The organism is Shouchella clausii (assembly GCF_002250115.1).
Lineage (GTDB): Bacteria > Bacillota > Bacilli > Bacillales > Bacillaceae_D > Shouchella > Shouchella clausii.
Genome location: NZ_CP019985.1, coordinates 1,771,872 through 1,792,571 on the forward strand (window position 1 = coordinate 1,771,872; position 20,700 = coordinate 1,792,571).

17 protein-coding genes and 1 pseudogene are annotated in these 20,700 nt (G+C 47.0%); 12 read left to right on the top strand and 6 right to left on the bottom strand.

Annotated elements, in window-relative coordinates:
* Nucleotides 1-144: 144 nt before the first annotated feature.
* Both BC8716_RS08560 and BC8716_RS08565 read right to left on the bottom strand, forming a co-directional pair.
* Complete coding sequence (locus BC8716_RS08560) at nucleotides 145-1,386, bottom strand: pyridoxal-phosphate-dependent aminotransferase family protein (RefSeq protein ID WP_094424860.1); 1,242 nt, start codon at nucleotides 1,384-1,386, stop codon at nucleotides 145-147.
* Between the two features lie 36 nt (nucleotides 1,387-1,422).
* Nucleotides 1,423-2,655 (bottom strand): Zn-dependent hydrolase, encoded by a 1,233-nt coding sequence (locus BC8716_RS08565; RefSeq protein ID WP_094424862.1) that lies wholly within the window; start codon nucleotides 2,653-2,655, stop codon nucleotides 1,423-1,425.
* A 172-nt stretch (nucleotides 2,656-2,827) separates the two neighbouring features.
* Here BC8716_RS08565 and BC8716_RS08570 point away from each other — a divergent pair, with 172 nt between their 5' ends.
* From BC8716_RS08570 to BC8716_RS08605, 7 genes and pseudogenes are all read left to right on the top strand, one after another.
* Nucleotides 2,828-4,492, top strand: a complete 1,665-nt coding sequence (locus BC8716_RS08570) for a PucR family transcriptional regulator (RefSeq protein WP_073304519.1) — start codon at nucleotides 2,828-2,830, stop codon at nucleotides 4,490-4,492.
* Nucleotides 4,493-4,626: 134 nt separating this feature from the next.
* A pseudogene (gene pucL, locus BC8716_RS08580) lies at nucleotides 4,627-6,065 on the top strand (factor-independent urate hydroxylase).
* Entirely contained in the window at nucleotides 6,062-6,400 is a 339-nt protein-coding gene (gene uraH, locus BC8716_RS08585; RefSeq protein WP_094424868.1) for a hydroxyisourate hydrolase, read from the top strand. The pseudogene pucL and the gene uraH overlap by 4 nt, the downstream one beginning before the upstream one ends.
* Before the next feature lie 389 nt (nucleotides 6,401-6,789).
* Complete coding sequence (locus BC8716_RS08590; RefSeq protein WP_094424870.1) at nucleotides 6,790-8,241, top strand: YfcC family protein; 1,452 nt, start codon at nucleotides 6,790-6,792, stop codon at nucleotides 8,239-8,241.
* A 23-nt stretch (nucleotides 8,242-8,264) separates the two neighbouring features.
* Nucleotides 8,265-9,611, top strand: coding sequence for an allantoinase AllB (allB, locus tag BC8716_RS08595; RefSeq protein WP_094424872.1), 1,347 nt, complete (start codon nucleotides 8,265-8,267; stop codon nucleotides 9,609-9,611).
* Between the two features lie 15 nt (nucleotides 9,612-9,626).
* Nucleotides 9,627-10,787, top strand: coding sequence for an amidase (locus tag BC8716_RS08600; protein WP_251179659.1), 1,161 nt, complete (start codon nucleotides 9,627-9,629; stop codon nucleotides 10,785-10,787).
* A gap of 248 nt (nucleotides 10,788-11,035) precedes the next feature.
* The gene (locus tag BC8716_RS08605; RefSeq protein ID WP_094424876.1) at nucleotides 11,036-11,740 is read left to right on the top strand and encodes a YqjF family protein; all 705 of its coding nucleotides are present in this window, start codon (nucleotides 11,036-11,038) and stop codon (nucleotides 11,738-11,740) included.
* Nucleotides 11,741-11,765: 25 nt separating this feature from the next.
* Here the strand turns inward: BC8716_RS08605 and BC8716_RS08610 are convergent, their stop codons facing one another.
* Nucleotides 11,766-12,140: a DUF2512 family protein gene (locus tag BC8716_RS08610; RefSeq protein ID WP_094424878.1), complete on the bottom strand. Its 375-nt coding sequence runs from the start codon at nucleotides 12,138-12,140 to the stop codon at nucleotides 11,766-11,768.
* A 54-nt stretch (nucleotides 12,141-12,194) separates the two neighbouring features.
* Nucleotides 12,195-12,710 (bottom strand): DUF3231 family protein, encoded by a 516-nt coding sequence (locus tag BC8716_RS08615; RefSeq protein WP_094424880.1) that lies wholly within the window; start codon nucleotides 12,708-12,710, stop codon nucleotides 12,195-12,197.
* Between the two features lie 334 nt (nucleotides 12,711-13,044).
* Here BC8716_RS08615 and BC8716_RS08625 point away from each other — a divergent pair, with 334 nt between their 5' ends.
* Nucleotides 13,045-14,250: a prolyl oligopeptidase family serine peptidase gene (locus BC8716_RS08625; RefSeq protein ID WP_094424884.1), complete on the top strand. Its 1,206-nt coding sequence runs from the start codon at nucleotides 13,045-13,047 to the stop codon at nucleotides 14,248-14,250.
* Between the two features lie 166 nt (nucleotides 14,251-14,416).
* On the top strand, nucleotides 14,417-16,360 hold the full coding sequence (locus tag BC8716_RS08630; RefSeq protein ID WP_094424885.1) for an elongation factor G: 1,944 nt from the start codon (nucleotides 14,417-14,419) through the stop codon (nucleotides 16,358-16,360).
* 151 nt (nucleotides 16,361-16,511) lie between these two features.
* Here BC8716_RS08630 and BC8716_RS08635 read toward each other — a convergent pair whose 3' ends face one another.
* Complete coding sequence (locus BC8716_RS08635) at nucleotides 16,512-16,736, bottom strand: hypothetical protein (protein WP_094424887.1); 225 nt, start codon at nucleotides 16,734-16,736, stop codon at nucleotides 16,512-16,514.
* 86 nt (nucleotides 16,737-16,822) lie between these two features.
* The gene (locus BC8716_RS08640; protein WP_094424889.1) at nucleotides 16,823-17,785 is read right to left on the bottom strand and encodes an SDR family oxidoreductase; all 963 of its coding nucleotides are present in this window, start codon (nucleotides 17,783-17,785) and stop codon (nucleotides 16,823-16,825) included.
* 243 nt (nucleotides 17,786-18,028) lie between these two features.
* On the opposite strand from BC8716_RS08640, the gene BC8716_RS08645 reads away from it, so the two are divergent.
* The 3 genes from BC8716_RS08645 to BC8716_RS08655 all read left to right on the top strand — a co-directional run bounded on the left by BC8716_RS08645 (nucleotide 18,029) and on the right by BC8716_RS08655 (nucleotide 20,487).
* Nucleotides 18,029-18,802 carry an alpha/beta fold hydrolase gene (locus BC8716_RS08645; RefSeq protein WP_094424891.1) on the top strand — a complete coding sequence of 258 codons (774 nt, stop codon included), beginning with the start codon at nucleotides 18,029-18,031 and terminating at the stop codon, nucleotides 18,800-18,802.
* A 137-nt stretch (nucleotides 18,803-18,939) separates the two neighbouring features.
* Nucleotides 18,940-19,452 carry a GNAT family N-acetyltransferase gene (locus BC8716_RS08650; protein ID WP_094424893.1) on the top strand — a complete coding sequence of 171 codons (513 nt, stop codon included), beginning with the start codon at nucleotides 18,940-18,942 and terminating at the stop codon, nucleotides 19,450-19,452.
* A 207-nt stretch (nucleotides 19,453-19,659) separates the two neighbouring features.
* Nucleotides 19,660-20,487, top strand: coding sequence for a purine-nucleoside phosphorylase (locus tag BC8716_RS08655; protein ID WP_094424895.1), 828 nt, complete (start codon nucleotides 19,660-19,662; stop codon nucleotides 20,485-20,487).
* The last annotated feature ends 213 nt before the right edge of the window (nucleotides 20,488-20,700 follow it).

The window sequence follows — 20,700 nt, forward strand, 5'->3', positions numbered from 1 at the left end:
TTACACATCGGGTTGGCGCCTGTTTTTCGCAAGCTTTTCGATTAGTTCGGCATCGTCTTTGCAGAGAGGAGCTCGGTCAAATGGTGAATTCGCTCTCTCCATACGGGTGCCAAGCGGCTGACAGCGCCTTGGCCAACTCGCTGTTTAGGCCATTGCGGACTTTTCTGTTTGTTCGTAGTAGGAAAGCGCCGCTTGGACTGCTTTACCGGTTTCAATCTTTGTACCGTAATGGAGAAGCGCTGCCTCAAGTGCTGCGAGCACAAACAAAATGTTTTCCTTGCGACAGCTATAGCCCATTGTGCCAATCCGCCAGATTTTCCCATGGAGCGGTCCGAAAGAGCTAGCGATCTCTACGCCAAAATGGTGCAACATAAAGGCACGCACGCGATCAGCGTCAAGCCCAACAGGTATGCACACGCACGTCACCATCGGCAATTTGTGCTGATGGGAGACAAATAACTCAAGCCCCATTGCTGTTAGACCAGCAATAAGCGCTTTTTCATGGTAGGCGTGTCGCGCAAACCGGTGGGGGAGCCCTTCTTCCAGAAGAATCGCTAACCCTTTATGGAGAGCATACACCATGGAGGTTGCTTCCGTATGGTGGTTCAAACGCCTTGGACTCCAGTAATCCTGCAGCATGCCAAGGTCAAAATAGTTGCTGGCGACAACTGTCCCTCGCAGTGGTTCGTCCAAGTCGTCTTTGGTTGCAATTCCTTGTTCGACTTTTTTGCGGCGGGCAATCACTTCTTCCACTCGTTGATTGTACGTAATCGGTGCCATGCCAGCCGGGACGGACAAACATTTTTGCGTGCCGCCAATAGCAGCATCAATGTGCCATTCATCGACTAAAACGTCGGTTCCCCCAATCGTAGCAACCGCATCAACAACAAACAGGCAACCTTGTTCACGGCAAGCTTTGCCGATTTGGGCGAGTGGTTGCATGCATCCAGTTGATGTTTCCCCATGGACACACGCGACAATGTTAGGCTTGATTGCGTGGATGTGGTTGATTACTTCTTCTTCGCTAAACACAGTGCCCCACGTACATTCGATTTTGTGGACATCGGCCCCGTAACGTTCGCAAATTTCTACAAGCAAATGGCCGAAACGCCCGTAAATAGGCACAAGCACACGGTCTCCTCGTTCAATTAAACTGGCGAGAACAGCCTCAATCCCTGAACGTGACGTCCCGTCAACGGGATAGGCCCACTCGTTTTCTGTTTGGAACAACTTGCGCAGTTGGTCCATCGTCTGATTCATGATGTTCGTAAAAGCAGGGTCAAATTGCCCTAGAATCGGCATGCTCATTGCCTGCAAGACACGGGGGTCGACTTCTACCGGCCCTGGCGTCATAATCGTCCGCTTTGCTGAAAGGTACGTATCCATTGCAATTCTCCTTCAAAAACATTTTGCAGCTTTAAACTAATAGGCAAGCTTATACAAAAGGGCGGCAAGTGCAGATACGCCAGCTTCCAAATCTTCATCGGCTGTAAACTCCAATGGGGAGTGGCTAATGCCGCCTTTGCTAGGGACAAACAACAGTGCCGTTGGGCAGCAACTGCCGAAAATTTGCGTATCATGCCCGGCGCCGCTGTACATGTATTGGACTGGAAGCCCTGTTTTTTGCGCAGACTGGAAGGCCAGTGCTGTAAGGTCTGCGTCCATCGCTACTGGAGCGACGTCTGCCCACTGGTCCACAGAGATGCCTAACTGGCTCGTTTGCTCTTGTTCATGGAAGAACGTCTCCATTTCCTCACAGTAGCGATCGAGCATGTTCGTGGAATGGTGGCGGATATCAAGAGAAAAGCTCACTTTGCCAGGGATGACATTGGCTGTATTTGGGAAGGCTTCAATTTGCCCAACGGTGGCGACAAACGCCTCGTCGATTTTCCTTGCTTTGTTTACTAAGCGGGTAATTAAGCGCGAAGCTAGTTCCATCGCATCTTTGCGCATGTGCATCGGCGTTGTGCCAGCATGGTTGGCAGCTCCTTCCACCGTTACCGTGAAACGCCTTTGACCGACAATAGCCTTGGCAATGCCAATTTTGTTGCCGCTATGTTCCAACACTTGCCCTTGTTCAATATGCAATTCAATGAAACAGTCTATGTCTGTGCGGCGGGGCGCTTGATAATGGCCCTGGCCAAATCCGTTTGCGCGCATTGCCTCGCCTAAACTAATGCCTGATGCGTCAAGGAGTGCATCTATGTCCGCTTGCTCATAGCGTCCTGTAATACTGCCGGACCCCCAAAAGGCAAGGGGGAAGCGGCTGCCTTCTTCCTCGCAAAGAGAGACGACATCAATCGTTTTTTTAGGGCGGCCATAGCGGGACACAAGGCGTGAGACAGCAAGCAAGCTGCCGATAATGCCATAAGCTCCATCAAATTTGCCGCCGCTGGAAACCGTGTCAATATGGGAGCCAGTGACGATTGAGGCTTGCGAAGCAAGCGTTCCTTCGATCCGCCCATAAGCATTGCCGACATCGTCAAAGAAAGCATTGAGCCCCTTTGCTTGAAATAAAGAGAAAACGGCCTGTTGGGCTTCCAGCCAGGTTGGTGTATAAAGAAGGCGTGTATTTCCGCCGTCGCTCGTTTTGCCAAAGCGAGCAAGATAGTGAATATAGGCACTAGCTTGCTCTGTTTCCAAGCTGTTGATCATCGCAAATCGTACCCCTCGCTTTATTTTTTATGTCAGAAATGTTCCGAATACTTCTGTGTGTGACTGATTTTACTGGTAAGCTTACGATAAATCATTGGCAAATCTATTATTTTTTACGGCGAAATTTGTGCAGGTTGCCTAAGTGATGAGAACGGTAGAGGAGGAGATTCAGTTGAACATTTCCCAATTATTAACGCTGCCTGCCTTTTCTGGCGCGCGGCTCGTGGCAGGAAAAGCGGGGGCAGAGCGCAGTATTGAACATGTCAATATGATGGATGCCCCTGATATAGCTGGCTATTTAAAGGGCAACGATTTGCTTGTAACGACGGCTTACCATTTTAAAGATGACGCAAGCCAATTAGTTGAACTAATTGAAACGATGGCCGAAAAACGTTGCGCCGGTTTGGGGATTAAAGCGAAGCGCTTTCTCGGAAAAATACCTGAAGAAGCGGTGGCCATTGCCAATGCCCATGGGTTGCCTGTTATTGAACTGTCGGAAGAAATAGGGCTAGGGACAATTGTGAATCAAACGTTAAGCGCGATTCTTGATTTGCGCACCAATGAACTAAAAGCGGCAATTGAAGCCCATCAAACGTTCTCTGACCATATCGTTAGTGGAAAAGGGGTCGGTGAACTGTTAGAAAATGTAGCAAAAATCGTTGGCTGCTCTATCATGCTTCTTGATGAACGTTGCCAACTTGTCGGTACGACGCACGCATCGAGGACAATTGTATCGGGCCTCCAATATTTAAACCGGATGGGGTATCAGTTGTTTTTACCACAAACCGCCTATACACACCTTTCTATGATATCGGAAAAAGGACAAGTGGAAGTGTTGACAGTGTTTCCTGTAAGAACGAATAGACCAAAGCAGGCGATGCTCGTTATGTTTGGCCATATACCAGCACTCGAAAACGGTCATCTGTTAACAATTGAACAAGCGGCCAATGTCGTAGCTTTTGAGTTAATGAAAAACAACGCATTGCAACAATATACAAGAAGGGCGAAAAATGACTTCTTTTTGAACTTCATAAAGAAAGCGTATTCGTCTAAAAAGGAGACGCTAAATCGAGCACTGGAATTCGACTTGCACAATGACCAAAAATACAAATGTATTGCCGGACGACTCGATACGGAAGAAAAACAACTTGGCTTTAAACAAAGGCAAATTGAAATCGAAAAAGTGTTTGATTTTATTGAAGAAGAGTTGACTATTTTTCCGTTTGTATCTCATTTGTTTATCATGAATGACATCTGCCTCATTTTAGTGGAAGGGGAATCGGAAGAACTGGCAAGCGAAGAATACTCGCCGACATTGATCGCCTTGGAAATTATCCAAGAACGGGTAGCGGCCCATTTTGACCGGACGATTTCGTTTGGCGTCAGCAATGTATGCCATGAATTTTGGGATGTGATCGAAGCTCACGGTGAAGCCATTAATGCATTAAACTCCGGCCACCTGTCAGGAAACAAACAATTTGTGCAAACATACCAAGCAAAAGACATTTCAAAGCTGTTGCGGATGATTCCAAATGAAGACCTTGCTGAGTTTTGCGCTTATATGTTGCAAAAGCTATCAGATGCGCAAGTAAACGATTTAAGTTTACTACAGACGCTCGCTGTTTATTTGGAAACGCATTGTCAGATTTCTGAAACAGCGAAGCGTCTTTATGTCCATCGCAATACGATCATTTACCGTCTTGAAAAAATTGAAGAATTGCTCGGAAAAGACATCAAAGATCCAGAAACGACGTTGCATTTACGCTTAGCCCTTCGCATCCAGCAAATGCTTTCCGAACAAAGCGACTTGTTAGAACAGCCAAGCGTTGATCGATGATTTGGTTATTTCGCCTAATGACAGCAGACCGCCTTTTTCGTACGATTTGAAGGAATTCATTAGAGAAAAGAGGAGAGGCACTCGTGACGACGTTGGAAGAGCTCAATCAGGCCGATTGCGCCCGTTTTACAAGTATGCTTGGCCACCTTTTTGAACACTCGCCTTGGATTCCTAAGGAGGCGTGGGCTAGACGGCCGTTTGCCTCCATTTGTGATCTTCATCGGGAAATGGTGATGGTGGTAGAAGAAGCTACTTATGAAGACCAATTAAGTTTAATCCAAGCCCACCCCAGGCTAGCGGCGAGCGAAAAGGTAGGTGCTTCTTCGGCAGCAGAGCAGCAAGACGCAGGTTTGGACGTTCTTAGCAAAGGAGAAGCACTCGCCTTTTCCAAATTAAATGATGTTTATGACAAGCGTTTCGGTTTTCCTTTTGTGGAAGCGGTGAAGGGAAAAACAACACAGCAACTATACGACTCTTTGGCAGAACGGATTAACAGCACGAAAGAGGCTGAATTTAACCGGGCGCTTTCTGAAATTTACCAAATCGCGTGGTATCGCTTAGAAGCGTTCATCAAACAACAGAAAGGGTTGGTGTAGAAGTGGAAAATAAACGGACAATGTCTTACGGAAAAGGGAATGTGTTTGCCTACCGAACGTTTATGGAACCGTTAAGCGGGCTTCAGCCGATCCCTGAATCGGCATTTACTGTTCGGGACAATACGGTTTTTGGCATCAATGTCACAGTTGAAGTCGGGGGGAACGCTTTTCTGTCGTCTTTTACAGAGGGGGACAATCAAATGGTTGTTGCAACCGATTCTATGAAAAACTTTATCCAACGGCATTTAGCGACATTTTCAGGCCGGACCATTGAGGGCTTTATCCGTTATGTCGGGGAGGCTTTTCTAACGACTTACAGCCACATAGACTGGGTCAAGCTAACAGGCGAAGCCGTGCCTTTTGAAAATACTACGTATGCGAATGGGGAAGAACCAAGCACAAGTACACTCGTTTATAAGCACTCGCGCAATGAACGAAACGAAGCGTCGATTGAGCTCGTTCGCGAAGGAAACGGCTGGCGAATAAACCGCCAGAACAGCGCACTCCTTGACTTGCAGCTTGTTAAAGTGAAGGACAATTCATTTGTTGGCTTTATTCGCGATCAATATACAACGCTGCCTGAGGATTCCAATCGACCGCTTTTCATTTACTTGAACATTGGCTGGTCTTACGAAACAGACGACGATGCGCTAGGGGAGGAACCTCCCCGTTATGTGGCTGGAGAACAAGTTGCCGATCTCGCTTCTTCTGTTTTTCATGAACTGGCCTCCCCCTCGATTCAACACTTGGTTTACCAAATCGGCTGTCGCATGTTAAAACGATTTCCCCAGTTGCAAGAAGTAACGTTTGAATCGCAAAACCGTACTTGGGACACAGTTGTAGAAGACCTTCCCGAAACAGAAGGAAAAGTGTATACGGAGCCGCGCTTGCCATTTGGCTTTCAACGGTTTTCCGTTACAAAAGCAGATCTCGCCACTCAAACCACGTCCAATAGAACTGAGACAACGCGATTATGAGCGGCGTAACCACTCATGTTTTAGACATTGGCCACGGCGTTCCTGCCCGAGGAGTGACTGTCGCCCTTTATCGTCTCCAGAAAGGGGAGTGGAAGGCAATAGCAACAGCAGCGACCAATGCTGATGGACGAATCGATTCTCCATTTCTCACCGTCGAGCCGCCTCCTGGTGAGTATCAACTCGTATTTCATATCGGAGAATATTATGCCAAACAAGAAGTAAAGACGTTTTTAAGCACCGTGCCTGTAAGGTTTGTCCTTTCATCATCCCAGGAACATTACCATGTACCGCTTCTTGTGTCACCTTGGGGCTATCAAACATACCGGGGTAGTTAAAAGGAAAACTTGTATTCTTTAATCGTAAAGTTAGGATGAGAGCTATTCCGGTTTGTTGACCGACTACTTTCAAATCTTTTTAATGCACTTGTATGAATGTTTCATTTTAAGAGCGGTACATACTCGCTCACATGTCAACTTTGGCGTTTTTCTCATTGACTTGTGCCAGGGTGCTAGCCCCACCTGGCAATTTTTTTGCCCTTCTTCTCTTTTTTGTGTAAACAATCCTAACAACAAAAGGGGCGGGTTCATCGAAACTCTTCGCTTTTCCCTATCATTGTTTATCTAATTGTTCCAACAAAATGCGCATTGTTTAGCTGTTTTGCACAAAGATTTTTCTGATTTGTTGCGCTACAATGTGGAACAACATTTGAGTAAAGGAGAGAGCGATGGAAAAGCATATCCCACAGTCAGTTACGCCGGAACCGATGCCACAGCCAGAACCGCAGAAATCGAGGGGACGAATGCCCCATATTTATGTGTTGTTGTTTTTGATTAGCGGCATGTCCGCGCTTCTAACGTATGTCATTCCGGCCGGTTCATTTGAGCGGATACCTGGCCCAAATGGGCGGGAGACGATTGATCCTGACAGCTTTACGCAAATAGACGGGTCGCCTTTATCCTTTATGGACTTTATGCTTGCTATTCCTAGAGGGATGTCTGATGCAAGCGAGATTATCTTTTTTACCTTTATCATCGGCGGTATGTTTATGGTGCTGCGCCGGACAGAAATCATTGAGATTGGCGTCGACAGGCTTGCCCGCAAATTTAAACATAATAGTGTGTTGATGGTGCCTGTGCTGCTCACTTTGTTTGCGGCAGTGGCGACGACGATTGGCACGCCAGAACTATCGCTTGTTTACATTCCTGTATTGATTCCGCTCTTTATTTCGCTTGGTTATGATTCGATGACCGCGACGGCGATTGCCCTTGTTTCTACAGCTCTTGGGTTTACGGCTGGAATCATGAATCCTGGGACAGTAGGAATTTCTCAACAAATTGCCGGCCTTGATACGTATTCAGGCTTTGGTTTACGCTTGCTTGTATTTGTGGTCATTGTCGCCATCGGCAGTTTGTATATTATGCGGTATGCAGCCAAAGTAAAGGCTCGTCCCAAAGAGAGCTTGACTTACACAGAAGACAAACCGAAACGGCTCATATACAAAGATGCGCTCAATCAGCCAATGAAGCCGATTCACCGTCAGCAAATGGCGGCGATTGCGACGTTGCCAGTTTTCTTTGCGATCCTTATTTACGGGGTGACACAGCTTGGTTGGTTTATGCTTGAAATGTCTGGGTTGTTTATTTTCATGGGCATTGTTGTAGGGCTGATTGCCGGGCTTTCGCTCACAAAGATTTGCGAGGCTTTTACAGAAGGGTTTCGCGAAGTGTTGATGGGGGCGATCATTATTGGCATTGCCCGGTCCGTTGCGATCGTTTTAGAAGACGGGCAAATTATGGACTCAATTGTTTATGGGCTCGGCATCGCCGTTGGCCAGCTTCCAAGCACACTAAGTGCCATTGGCATGATGGTTGTTCAACTGGTGATCAATTTCTTTATTCCTTCAGGGAGCGGGCAGGCGTTAGTAACGATGCCAATCATGGCGCCTTTGTCCGATCTCTTAGGGGTTACACGGCAAACGGCGATTCTTGCTTTCCAATTTGGCGATGGCTTTGCCCATGTGCTGTTTCCGACTTCCGGTTACTTTATGGCAGCGCTCGTTGTAGCGGGTGTCAGCTGGAATAAATGGGTCCGTTTCTTTTTGCCGCTATTTTTGATTTACATGGCCGTCGGCATGGCATTTTTAATTTATGCACAGGCGGTTGGCTGGACTGGCTAAGCCAAACGAGAGGAGAAAGGCAAATGCTTGATTTATGCATTACCGGAGGAAGAGTTGTGTTACCATCAGGAGTAGAGGAGATCGATATTGGCATCAAAGCTGGCAAAATTGCCCGAATCGGCTCAATTGCTAAAAAAGAAGCGCGCCATGTGATTGACGCAAACGGACAGTATGTTTTTCCAGGAGCTGTTGATACGCATGTCCACTTTTCTGAACCGGGAAGGTCCGAGTGGGAAGGGTTTTACACAGGCAGCCGTTCGTTAGCTGCCGCCGGCACAACGACGTATGTGGAAATGCCGTTGAACGCACTGCCAGCAACAACCAATCGCGCCAATTTGCAACGAAAGCTCGATGCAGCCGAAGGGCAAAACTATGTAGACTACAGTTTTTATGGCGGGCTTGTGCCAACGAATCTCCACGAATTGGCTGGCTTGTCCGCCAAAGGCGTTGTTGCCTTTAAGTGTTTCCTCTCTCCATGTGGATCCGATGCTCCAGGGGACTTTCGCAACGTCGATTTGAACGGCCTTCGCGCAGGCATGCGTGTATTAGCAGAAAAAGGCCAGCTCCTTTGTGTCCATGCTGAAGACCCAAGCATCATTGGCAAGCTTGAGGCCAAGCTTACTAGCCCAGTTGGTGCTGACGCTTATGTCGCTTCGCGCCCGATTGAAGCGGAAGTGAAAGCTGTTTGTGACACGATCGCTGCGGCGCAGGAGACTGGTTGCCGAATCCATTTTGTCCACATCAGTTCTGCCACAGCGATTGAAGCGATTGAGCGGGCAAAAGCTGAAGGCGTCGATGTTACAGTAGAATCATGTCCCCATTATTTCTTACTGTCTGCTGAGGAGTTAGCGGAGCTTGGCCCACTAGCAAAATGCCAACCGCCACTTCGTCCGAAACAAGAACAGGCGAAATTGTGGGCTTGTTTGCTTGATGGTAAAATCGACTGGCTTGCTTCTGACCACTCGCCGTGTACGACTGACTTGAAAGAAGGCGATTTCCTTACAGCTTGGGGCGGCATCTCCGGTTGCCAAAACAACATCGATATCATGTTTGATGGGGCAGTCAAGCAGCGCGGCATGCCACCTGAGCAACTGGCTCGTCTCATTGCGACCAACCCGGCTAAACGGATGAACTTGCAAGAAAAAGGGGAAATTGCCGTTGGAAAAGACGCCGATTTCGCATTTGTGGACGATAAACAAAGCTACACGCTCACAAAAGAGCAGCTTTACTATAAAAATAAGCATAGCCCGTATGTTGGCCGAACAATTGACTGCAAAGTGACGCGCGTGCTTCTTCGCGGGCAAACGATTTATACAGAGGAAAAAGGCATCATCGGAAAACCGAGCGGCAAGCTGCTCCATATGCATTAAACAGGGGGGATGGAGATGAATTGGAACGCGTTTATAGACAAGGACGTGAAGCGAGAGGGAGCAAATGCCGGCATCCTTGCAGGAAAGACATTTGCGGTGAAAGACGTGTTTGCTGTGAAAGGTCACACAAACAGTGCTGGCAATCCTAATTGGCTTAAGACAGCGCAACAAGCAACGTCAGACAGCCCGAGCATCGCCAAACTTTTGGCAGCAGGCGCTGATTTGCACGGCATGGCGGTCACCGATGAGCTCATGTACAGTTTGAATGGCGAAAACGTCCATTATGGGACGCCTGTAAACCCGTACGGCGCCGACCGCGTACCAGGCGGCTCTTCAAGCGGCTCAGCTGTAGCGGTAGCTGCTGAACTGACCGATTTTGCGATTGGGACAGACACAGGTGGATCGATCCGCATACCGTCATCCTATTGCGGCATTTATGGCTTTCGCCCAAGCCATGGCGCTGTCGACATAAGCGGGGTGATTCCACTTGCGGAAAGCTTCGATACGGTCGGTTGGATGGCCCGTGATGTCGAATTGCTAAAGGATATAGGGACTATCTTGCTTGGCGATCAGACAGTGGAAGAAGAAGCGGGCGAGCAACTTTTGATTGATGAGGCGCTTGTGGGCATCGCAGAGCCTAACGTTCAAGCACTTGTCTTGCAGGCGGCGGATCGCCTCGGCGCTAAACCAATTTCCCGGTGGACATCCGACAGGATCGACGAAGGGTTTGAAACGTTCCGCCACCTTCAAGCACGGGAAATTTGGCGGCAACACGGCGAATGGGTACAAGCAGCCAAACCTGCCTTTGCAGCTGATATTGGCGCCCGATTCCAATGGGCCAGCACCCTTCCACAACAGGAACTGCCGCTCTACAAGGACAAGCAAACTGCAATGAAGCGCGCCTTTGCAGCTGACTTTGCGCCAAACGATATTGTGCTGTTGCCGACTGCCGCTGGTCCAGCCCCGAAAAGAGGCGGGTCTGGGCAAGAACTAGAAGCGATTCGGGCCAAGACGATGAAGTTAACGTCTATCGCTGGACTTGCAGGCTGTCCGCAAATCACCATTCCGTTTGCTTCAGTTGAAGGGCTGCCTATTGGGCTTTCGGCCATTGGCTATCCGGGCCAGGACCTTTTTTTGCTCTCTTGGGCCAATCGTTTATTTGGGGTTCATACATAATGGAAGTTTTTGAAGGTGAAGGTGTTCAAGTAGATGAGCATCCATCTTCTGAGTGTTTCATGCTTTTGCTACAAGGGTATTCACTGAAGGGGTTTTGTTATTGAAATCCTTGTAAGTGAATGCTTTTTTTGATGTGAACGTTAGAAAAGGGCCAAACTACATAAGGAACAAAATAGCTAGAGATGGGCAAGAATGGAGACATAGCCCTGAATACTTCAGGCATTCGGCTGTACAAAGGAGAATGGACCATGGACAACATAGCGGACAGGCTGCATTCTTTTGTTAGAAAGCAATGGATCATGGCGCAAACGTGGGAGCACGTCCTGTTTGCTCATTGGCAAGTGTCGAAATCGCAACTAATGCCTCTGCTTCCTGCTGGGCTTAGTTTGGATTTGTATCATGGCACTGCCTGGGTCAGTGTGTTGCCTTTTTATTTGAGCACATTACGCCCTCGGTTTTTGCCTCCCTTTCCAGGGGCGAAAGCATTCCCCGAATTAAACGTTCGCACATATGTCATACACGAAGGAAGACCAGGCATTTATTTTTTCAGCCTAGACGCAAGCCACTTTCTTGCTGTACAGACGGCACGCACGTTTTTTCACTTGCCTTATGTCCACGCAACGATGACATTTACAGAACAACAGGAGTCGATCCAGTTTTGGAGCCGCAGAAACACGGGAAGCCATGCTGAATGCACAGCGTCGTATTTTCCGATGTCGCAGCCAAAGCCCGCCGCTCCTGGCTCATTGGCGCATTGGCTCGTGGAAAGGTACAGGCTTTACACCTCATCCTCGAAGCATCTGTATTATCAAGATATCGACCATGAGCCATGGCAATTGCAAAAAACGGCTGCCAACGTGAAGGCGATCGAAGTAGCGCATAATGCCAAAAGGCAAGATGTGTGGTTTTTTCAGAAGGGGAAATGCTCGTTCAAAAAGGAGTTGCCTAAATAGACAACTCCTTTGGGTGCTTGTGCTTTTATGAAGAGGACGTGCTTAATCGGTCTGAACCAATACCTAATTTGGCCAAGTAAATATGGAAGAAGTATTCGCCAACCGCAATCGCAATTGCTGAAATGGCGGCAGCTCCTGCCATGGTGCCTGGGGCAATGGGGGCAAGTGCCATTCCTAGCAACCACACGAGGAAAAAGGCTATGCCCAAATCAGCCACAGTGGCCATCATGTTCGTGATTTTAGGTAAGATAAGAATGTCACCTAAATAGGAAATCGCCCCAAGAACGACTGTAATTACAAAGACATCCCAAAAGGACAACCCAAAACCAAAGCCTAGGATTACGTAAAGGAACACAAGCGTCATAATGCCTTTAACGGCTAATGCTTTTACATGTTTCATGGTCATTCCTCCTTCATTCGTTTTGGAAATGTGTATACCCAAAAAGTTATTTTATTACACGTCCTCATCAGCTGGTTGTTGGTGAAGAGGAGGAGGGACTAACCAGCCTTTTTCTTTTAGCAGCTGCAAAAACTTTCCTGCTAATGTCGCTTTTGAAGCATGAAATTGGCCAAACATGGCGGCGATGTCTTCACGAATAGACTGGCCCATGATTTTGCTGCATGCCACGAGTCCCGCTGCAGTCGTAGCAGAAGCAGAGGCTGCTATATCAGCGTCCATAAAACGGGCGCCTGGTGGAATGTCATCAAGGTTTGCTTTTGGCGGTTCTGGTGCTGCTGGAGGGAGGGCGACGCCATTTTCCTTCAACAGTTCAGAAACTTGTTTAACTTCCTCTTTGCTTTGCTCCATGCATGTATGAAGCAGTTTCTTTAAATCGTCGTCGCCGACATGGTTTAATAACACCCCGTATTCGGCAATCATTTTGTTGCCTGCTAATACAAAGCCCCAGGCGCTGTATACTTCACCGTAGTGCATAGGTTCTTCTTTAGGATTTCCACTTAAAATACCCATTGTTTCTCTCCTTTCTAAGCCGTTTGGCTCTAGCGTGTTTCATTTTCCACGATAGAATGCCCAACAGACAGAGGAGATATGTATACGAATATTGATTGTGGGGAAAACGATTCGGAAAGCTTTTGCATCAAGATGCGATCGCACCTCCCTACGAAATCACATACGACTTTGTCGCGATTTGTATTTGCCTTTTGGGCGTGTTTTATGAAATCATAAGCGCAAACGCAAACGACTACGAACACATCTTATCAAATAAGGACAAAAAGACGAGTGATTCAGCGGTGGTTTTGCGATTACGAATAGGGGAAACTGAAGGAAAAGGAGGGCAAGCCCCATGCACGTTAAAAAAGGGAAGTTGGTCATCGTGATTGTTGCGGCAAGTGCTGTGGTTGCTGTGCTTTTTCTTATAAATAAGATGAACGAAAGCGAGTCTTCCATTGCCGGAGTCGATTTACTGACGGAAGTAACGTCAACAGGTGAGCAAGTCGTTGGAGCAGCGATTGAATACACTGTGCCGATTACGTCGACTAACTTATCTGAAACAAGCTATTCGGTACAAGCAATTAAAGGCGGCCATCATATTTCAAGAAACGTCGAACATGTTTACGTCGGCCAAGCGCCTGAACTTGGCAATCCTGTAAGTGAAGGGCATTATGTCATTATTAAATTTAGTGGAAACGACTTACATGGAGGCACGCTTAGCTGGAATGGCAGCAAGTATCAAAGCAGTCGCCCTACGCCAATGTATCGGATTCAACAGGTTGAAGCGATCACCACCAACGACGGGCAGCAGTTGCCGCCAACGAGCGACGAAGTCGTCTCAACTGGCGAACGCTCGCCTGTAGTTGAGTCTTTTTCTTATGAATCTTACCAAAATCAAGCGGGAGCAACGTTGCCGTACCGGTTATATGAACCGAATCAAGAAGAGGGAGAACGCTATCCGCTCGTGCTTTTTCTTCATGGCGGCGGCGAGCGAGGCAACGACAACCAGATCCACTTGCTTGGCAGCGAAGGGGGAGTCGCCTTTGCCCGCCCAGATGTGCAAGAACAACATCCGTCGTTTGTGGTAGCGCCACAAGCCCCTTATGACCCTTCCGTACCTTTGCTTGAAGGGTGGACAACAGAACCAACGTATAGCATGGTGCTTGAATTAGTCGAGTCGATGAAAGAGCGCTATCCAATTGATCCTGACCGTATATATATCCATGGCATGTCCATGGGAGGGATTGGAACGTGGAATTTCATTGAAACCAACCCTGACTTATTTGCCGGAGCGATTGCCATTTGTGGATACGGCCACCCTGAAAGGGCAGAGGCGATAAAAGATGTTCCCATTTGGGCATTCCATGGCGAGGATGACAAAATTATTGATGTGTCAGGGTCTCGCTTAATGGTGGAGGCGCTCGAAAAGGTAAGGGGCCATATTCGCTACACCGAATTTAAAACAGGAGAGCTGCGTTCCCCTCATTCAGCTTGGGGGCCGGTATACGAAGACAAACGGGTAATCGAGTGGTTGTATGCGCAATCGCGGGCCAACTAAACGAAAGCTCTTTACTGCCACTTTCCCGCAGTAAGGGGCTAAGATCCACATGCTATGTTATAATCGGACTATTCTAATAACAGGAGGCGTTTAAGTATGCGCAAAATGAACATGAAAAACCAATGGAAAGGAAAGAAACAAATGAATAGGAGCTGCTACAACTACTATGAAAACAATCAACATTGGGGTGTTGGCCCATGTTGATGCCGGCAAGACGACGTTAACCGAGCAAATGTTATACCAAGCTGGCGTCATCAAGGAAGCCGGTTCAGTCGATAAGGGCAACACAACCACCGATACACTTGCGATTGAAAGAGAACGAGGCATTACAGTCAAAGCAGCAGCCGTCTCTTTTTTCTGGAACGATGTAAAGGTGAATATTATTGATACGCCAGGCCACGCTGACTTTATATCTGAAGTCGAGCACGCGCTAACGATTTTGGATGGCGCCATTTTAATTGTATCCGCTGTCGAAGGCGTCCAAGCACAAACGCGTGTCTTGATGCAGTCGCTAAAAGCGTACCGTATCCCGACTGTATTTTTTATAAATAAAATTGACCGTGTTGGCGCCGACTATAAACGTGTCATTAAACAAATCAAATGGTTGCTTGACGACCACATTTGCCCGATGTGCGAACAAACACAGGGCGACACGGCTTATTCCATTAAAGCCACTTGTCCGCAAACAGCTGGCTGGCTAGACGTTCTCGCGCTTCACAACGACGAGTTGTTGGCCGCTTATGTTGAAAATGAACCTGTAAGTGAAATGGAATTGCGGAAAGAGCTGTCGCAACAAACCAAAAAAGCAGTGGCTTATCCCCTTTTTATTGGTTCAGCAGCAAAAGGAGTTGGCGTTTCCGCCTTGCTTCACTCGCTTTCCCATTGGTTTAGCCACACAACAGAGGAAGCGTCGGAGCGGGATCTTTCTGGCATTGTATTTAAAGTGACCGAGTTGCCTAACGGCGAACGGGAAGCGCTTGTCCGCCTTTACGAAGGAAGGCTAGTCGCTAGAAAAATGGTTTCAGTCATCCGTGCTGACCACCCATCCTTTTCGGTAAAAGTCAAGCATTTACAACAGTTAGAGAATGGCGGGCGGACTGGCGCTTCTGCCGTCAGTGCTGGCGACGTTGCTGTGTTGCGTGAGAAGTCTCTACAAGTCGGCGATATCCTCGGTAAGCGTGTGCCCCAAATGAAACGATTTGCGTTTAAAAAACCGCCGCTTCAAGTACAAGTGCACACTGACCGCAAAGAGGAGGCAATCGCCCTTCATCGGGCATTAGCCCGTTTAGCAGCAGAAGACCCGTTTTTGCAATATACACAAGACGCGGCTACAGGCGACCACTTTATCCGCATATTTGGCCACGTCCAGCAGGAAGTGCTTTTGTCGGCGCTTAAAAATGAACAGGGCCTTTCCGTTTCCATGAGCGAGCCCCTTGTCGTTTGTATTGAAAAACCTTCAGGCGTTGGGGCTGCTGTCGAATGGATTGGTGAAAAAGGCAATCCTTTTTACGCCACTCTAGGCTTTCGAGTCGAGCCTGGGCCAGAAGGGAGCGGGCTCTCTTATCAACTCGAAGCAGAGCTTGGTTCGCTGCCACCTGCTTTTCAGCGAGCAGTCCATGACACATGCCGAGTTGTATTGCAAGAAGGGTTAAAAGGCTGGGCGGTAGAGGATATCATCGTAACGCTCACCCATACAGGTTATTGGAGTCCTGTTTCGACAGCAAGGGATTTCCGCGGCCTGGCGCCATTGGTCTTAATGGAGGCGCTCCGGCAAGCAGGCACATCCGTCTATGAACCGTTAGAGAGAATCGAAGTGATTGTGCCAGAGCGTTTTTTAAGCACTCTCCTATCACGAATCGTCCAGCTAGGAGGAAACGTGTTAGAGCCAGCCTTCCACCAAGCCGGCGTCCTCATAAAAGGGACCATTCCTGTACGAACGGCAACCCGTTTAAAATCATCGATACACGCCCTTTCCGGCGGAGAAGGAATCTTAATCTCTAAGCCAGGCGGGTACGAACGGGTGGCAGGAAAGGCTCCCACAAAGGAACGGAGGCAGTTGAACCCATTAGAACGGACGAATTACTTGATGCGCTTTAGCCATACCATGTAGGTGCTATAAGTTGAAATCGTGCTGCTTGTTAAAAACGGCAAGGACAGCGAAAAACCCTTTCAGGCGAAAGGGTTTTTCGGATATTACATTAAATTCTTAGAGCGGACTAGCGTTCCTTGTTTTTAGGCATTTCCTATTTCCGTTGCCCAGCTTATTGTTTTTTTATAAAGTATTTTATAGCGAAATAAATAAAAACGGCTATCCAAATAATGATTAAAAGATAATAATAATCCTGGCTTACTAGAAGGATGCCTGCCCCTGCAATGAGTAAAATCACCATATCTATTTTATTGGGTATTTTTTTCTGCTTGCTTATAAACGCTATGAGGAAAACAACGATGATGATAACAAATAGAGAAAAGATAGATACGTCCATATGATAACTCCTTTAAAAAATACGTTCCAATACACGAACATTCTTTGCTTTTATCTGTATTACAAGGAATCCCGAATGACCTCTCGTTATTGCGTATAAGCATTTAAAATAAAATCGACTTTATTCATTGAATGACGAGGAGGGACGAAATCCCTTTGTTGTTTAAACCACTTATAACTTCTTTCAAGCCCTTTTTCAAGGTTGATAGCGGGTGTTGGCAGGCCATCTTTTGTTAATTTAGTAGTATCCATAAGATAAGAAACGTCGCGAAAAGGGAAAAATTGCTTTGAACCAATCTCATTCTCTGTTAAAAATTTTTGCTCCACCTCTATTATTTTTGAAGGGCTATTCGTTATTTTCTTGAATGTACTCATCAGAGACTTCCAAGTGATGGTTTCTCGGTGGGCGAGGTTGTAACTTTGACAAACTGCATGACGATTCTCGAATGTAGCGAGAATCGTCCTAAGCACATCCGCAATGTGTATAAATTGAACGTTTGTGTTGCTTTCAGGAATAAGGATTGGGTTCCCTAAAGCCATGTTGTAGAAAAAATAAGCTTCTCTATATAGATTATTTCCTTCTCCATAAATGTAAGGAGGACGGAAAATGACAAATGGAATTTCATTGGCTTTGCTAATAAGAAAATCTTCTGCCTCTTTTTTGTTTAATCCGTACTTGCCCCAATGGGAATTTTCCCCTCTAGGACTATCTTCAAGAAAGATGGTATCACTCGGGCAATATACAGAGCCTGAACTTAAAAATAAATAACGTTCTAGCTTTGTACGGTTAATTGAAAGGAATAATGTCTCTACATCCTCTTTATCGTATGCGGAGATATCGACAATGTAATGGTATTGTTTGTGTTTAAGTGCTGCTGTCAAATCCGATCGTTTTTTTCTATTGCATTTTATATGGGTTGTATAACCTGAAATCGTTGATCTTCTTCTTCCTGTCGTCAAAAAATCAACTGAATAACCGAGGTTGATCAGTTGCTGAAGAAAGGCTTTCCCTACAAATTCTGTCCCGCCCATAACTAAAACTTGTTTCAAACAGCCCACCTCGATTTACTATTCGTAAAATGTATGTCCATTATATGATTGAAGGCAACCAGATACAATTCCAAAATAACCTAAAAGAAGGCTTTTTCAGCGTTTCCCGTAGCTCCAACAGGAACCACCCAATACGATTATCTATAAACCCTCCTTCTCTAGAGCCTCGGTCCCAGTCGATTCATGATTTTCCTGTCCTAATGGAAACGGTATACAGTATAATAGTAACAAGGAGGGCAATAGATGAATTTATTTATTGAGGAATTTGGTGACAAGCAAGCGCCAATGATGTTGTTTTTGCATGGCGGCGGATTAGCAGGATGGATGTGGGAGGAACAAATCGACTATTTTTCCCACTATCATTGTGTCGTTGTCGACTTGCCTGGCCATGGAAAGAGCGCCCATTTGCCCTTTTCGATCAAAAGTTGCGCTAAACAGCTAATTGAATTAATTGAAACGTATGCCCCAGGCAAGGAGACGGTGCTGGTCGGTTTATCTTTAGGGGCGCAAATTGGCCTTGAAGTGTTAAGCAGCCGTCCAGATTTAGTACAGGCTGCAATGATAAACAGTGCGAATGTTCGGCCGTCTCCAACATTGAAAAGATGGATTCGCCCTGCCATTCACATAACCTCTCCACTCGTAAAAAACAAATATTTTTCAAAACTCCAAGCAAAAGCGCTTTATATAAGGGAGAAACATTTTGAACGCTACTATGAGGAAAGCTGCCAAATGAAAGCAGGTACGCTTGCGAACATGATAGAAGAGAGCGTGACCTACCAGTTGCCTTCTTCTTTCAAGGACGTGGAAGCGAACGTGCTTATCGCGATTGGCGGGAAAGAAAAAGCGGTCATTGCCAAATCAGCCCGGCAAATACTGGAGAGCAACAAGCGTTGCATCGGCATTGAAGTACCAGGTGTAGGGCATGGCCTTTCTTTAGCGAAACCAGCCCTTTTTAATGAAATGGTTGACTGTTTTCTGGCTGGATCATCCTTGCCAAAAGGGTGTGTCCCGTTATAAACATTTCCGTCTCGTTTAAAAAGAGCTGCCAATGGGCATCCATGTATATAAAACTGTGAAACCGCTTAAACTAAATAGAAGACGTTCATGCAAGAAAAGAGTATGCGTGAATTTCTAGCGCATGGAGGGACATAGCTATGGAGATTACGATTAAGCATCTAACAAACGAGGCGTTAGCGCAAGAGGCGCAAGAGCAATTTACGGCAAACGGGATCATGAGGAGAGAAGGTTATTTTCGGACATGCCTTGACGAAAACTACAATGGCGATCGCGTCACTGTTCTTGCTTTTTATCAAGGAGCGCTGGCCGGGTGCGGTCATCTCTTGAAAAAATCGCCGTATGCCCATTTCCGCAATCAACGCATTCCCGAAGTAAATGATCTTGTTGTTTTTCCGCCATATCGGCGCCGGGGCGTCGGCCAAGCTCTTATTCACGCACTCGAACAGCTTAGCCGTGATTTAGGCTATCAAACGGTTGGCCTTGGCGTTGGCTTGTATAAAGATTACGGAAGCGCTCAACGGCTCTATGCCCGGCTTGGTTACATCCCAGACGGTCATGGCATTTGTGCTGGGGGGGAGCCAATCGACGCTGGCAGCCATGCTGTCGTGGATGATGAGCTGTTAATGTATTGGACAAAAAAGCTAAAGTAAGCTTTTCTACTATTCATCTATCAAGAACAATTGATACACGTACGGAGCGTTTTTCTCCCGTCTGGGAAGCCTAGGCGGGCTTCTTTTTGTATGAGCCTCATTTTTAAACGGGAAATCATGCTTCCATCTTGTTCGCTGATCGATTATGTTATACATAGTGTAGGCCATGGCAGCCATAGCAAATTATCAATCCTGGGAGGAACCATAATGGCATTATTAGAACAAATGAAGGAAGCAGCTGAATATATTCAAAGCAAGAGCAGCTTATCGCCGAATGTCGGAATCATTCTCGGTTCGGGGCTTGGAAATGTAGCAGACGAAATTGAAAACAAAGTTTCGATTGCCTACGAAGAGATTCCCCACTTTGCCACCTCTTCGGCCATTGGCCATGCGAACCAATTGGTGATTGGCACTTTAAAAGGCCAGACGGTTGTGGCGATGAAAGGGCGTTACCATTTTTACGAAGGGTATCATTTGCAGCAAGTCACTTTTCCAGTACGTGTCATGAAAGCACTTGGCGTGAAAACGCTGTTGATTACGAACTCCTGTGGAGCTGTGAATACCGACTTTTCGCCAGGGGAGTTGATGCTTATCAGCGACCACTTAAACCTAGTTGGCACCAATGCGCTCATTGGCGAAAATGAAGATGCGCTAGGACCAAGGTTTCCTGATCTTTCGGAAGTTTATAGTTCCCGTTTGCGGCAAATCGCCAAAAGCGTGGCAGCTGAACAAGGCACCACATTGCAAGAGGGCGTTTATAGCTGGTGGAGCGGCCCTGCCTACGAAACGCCTGCAGAAGTGCGGATGATTCGCATTCTAGGTGGTGACGCGGTCGGCATGTCTACCGTTCCCGAAGCGACTGTTGCGGCACATGCTGGCATGGAAGTACTGGGAATTTCCTGTTTAACAAACATGGCGTGTGGCATTTTAGAAGAACCGTTGAGCCATGATGATGTGATCGAAGTTGCTGGCAAGGCAAATGCCGCTTTTACCAAGCTTGTTAAAGGCGTTTTAGACCGTTTGCCGGCCTCGTAAAATAACAATTTACCACCGTTTGTCGGTCATGGCGGCAAAATTTCCCGGATAGGAGAAAACGCGGCAGTCGAAGCGGCGAGCGTTTTTCTTCAGCCTGAACTAGCTATCATCTGATGGCTAGTTTTTTTGGCCTTCTCGTTGCTGGATTTTCTTCCTCCGCATTAGTGTCCAACTCTTTTAAACTCTCTTTTCGCCTATGGTTGCCTTTTTCTT

What these genes read in the sequence shown, in the direction of transcription:
- BC8716_RS08560 (WP_094424860.1), bottom strand. Translation starts at nt 1,386, where the DNA reads ATGGATACGTACCTTTCAGCAAAGCGGACGATTATGACGCCAGGGCCG.
- BC8716_RS08565 (WP_094424862.1), bottom strand. Translation starts at nt 2,655, where the DNA reads ATGATCAACAGCTTGGAAACAGAGCAAGCTAGTGCCTATATTCACTAT.
- uraH (WP_094424868.1), top strand. Translation starts at nt 6,062, where the DNA reads ATGAGCGGCGTAACCACTCATGTTTTAGACATTGGCCACGGCGTTCCT.
- BC8716_RS08590 (WP_094424870.1), top strand. Translation starts at nt 6,790, where the DNA reads ATGGAAAAGCATATCCCACAGTCAGTTACGCCGGAACCGATGCCACAG.
- allB (WP_094424872.1), top strand. Translation starts at nt 8,265, where the DNA reads ATGCTTGATTTATGCATTACCGGAGGAAGAGTTGTGTTACCATCAGGA.
- BC8716_RS08600 (WP_251179659.1), top strand. Translation starts at nt 9,627, where the DNA reads ATGAATTGGAACGCGTTTATAGACAAGGACGTGAAGCGAGAGGGAGCA.
- BC8716_RS08605 (WP_094424876.1), top strand. Translation starts at nt 11,036, where the DNA reads ATGGACAACATAGCGGACAGGCTGCATTCTTTTGTTAGAAAGCAATGG.
- BC8716_RS08610 (WP_094424878.1), bottom strand. Translation starts at nt 12,140, where the DNA reads ATGAAACATGTAAAAGCATTAGCCGTTAAAGGCATTATGACGCTTGTG.
- BC8716_RS08615 (WP_094424880.1), bottom strand. Translation starts at nt 12,710, where the DNA reads ATGGGTATTTTAAGTGGAAATCCTAAAGAAGAACCTATGCACTACGGT.
- BC8716_RS08625 (WP_094424884.1), top strand. Translation starts at nt 13,045, where the DNA reads ATGCACGTTAAAAAAGGGAAGTTGGTCATCGTGATTGTTGCGGCAAGT.
- BC8716_RS08630 (WP_094424885.1), top strand. Translation starts at nt 14,417, where the DNA reads ATGAAAACAATCAACATTGGGGTGTTGGCCCATGTTGATGCCGGCAAG.
- BC8716_RS08635 (WP_094424887.1), bottom strand. Translation starts at nt 16,736, where the DNA reads ATGGACGTATCTATCTTTTCTCTATTTGTTATCATCATCGTTGTTTTC.
- BC8716_RS08645 (WP_094424891.1), top strand. Translation starts at nt 18,029, where the DNA reads ATGAATTTATTTATTGAGGAATTTGGTGACAAGCAAGCGCCAATGATG.
- BC8716_RS08650 (WP_094424893.1), top strand. Translation starts at nt 18,940, where the DNA reads ATGGAGATTACGATTAAGCATCTAACAAACGAGGCGTTAGCGCAAGAG.
- BC8716_RS08655 (WP_094424895.1), top strand. Translation starts at nt 19,660, where the DNA reads ATGGCATTATTAGAACAAATGAAGGAAGCAGCTGAATATATTCAAAGC.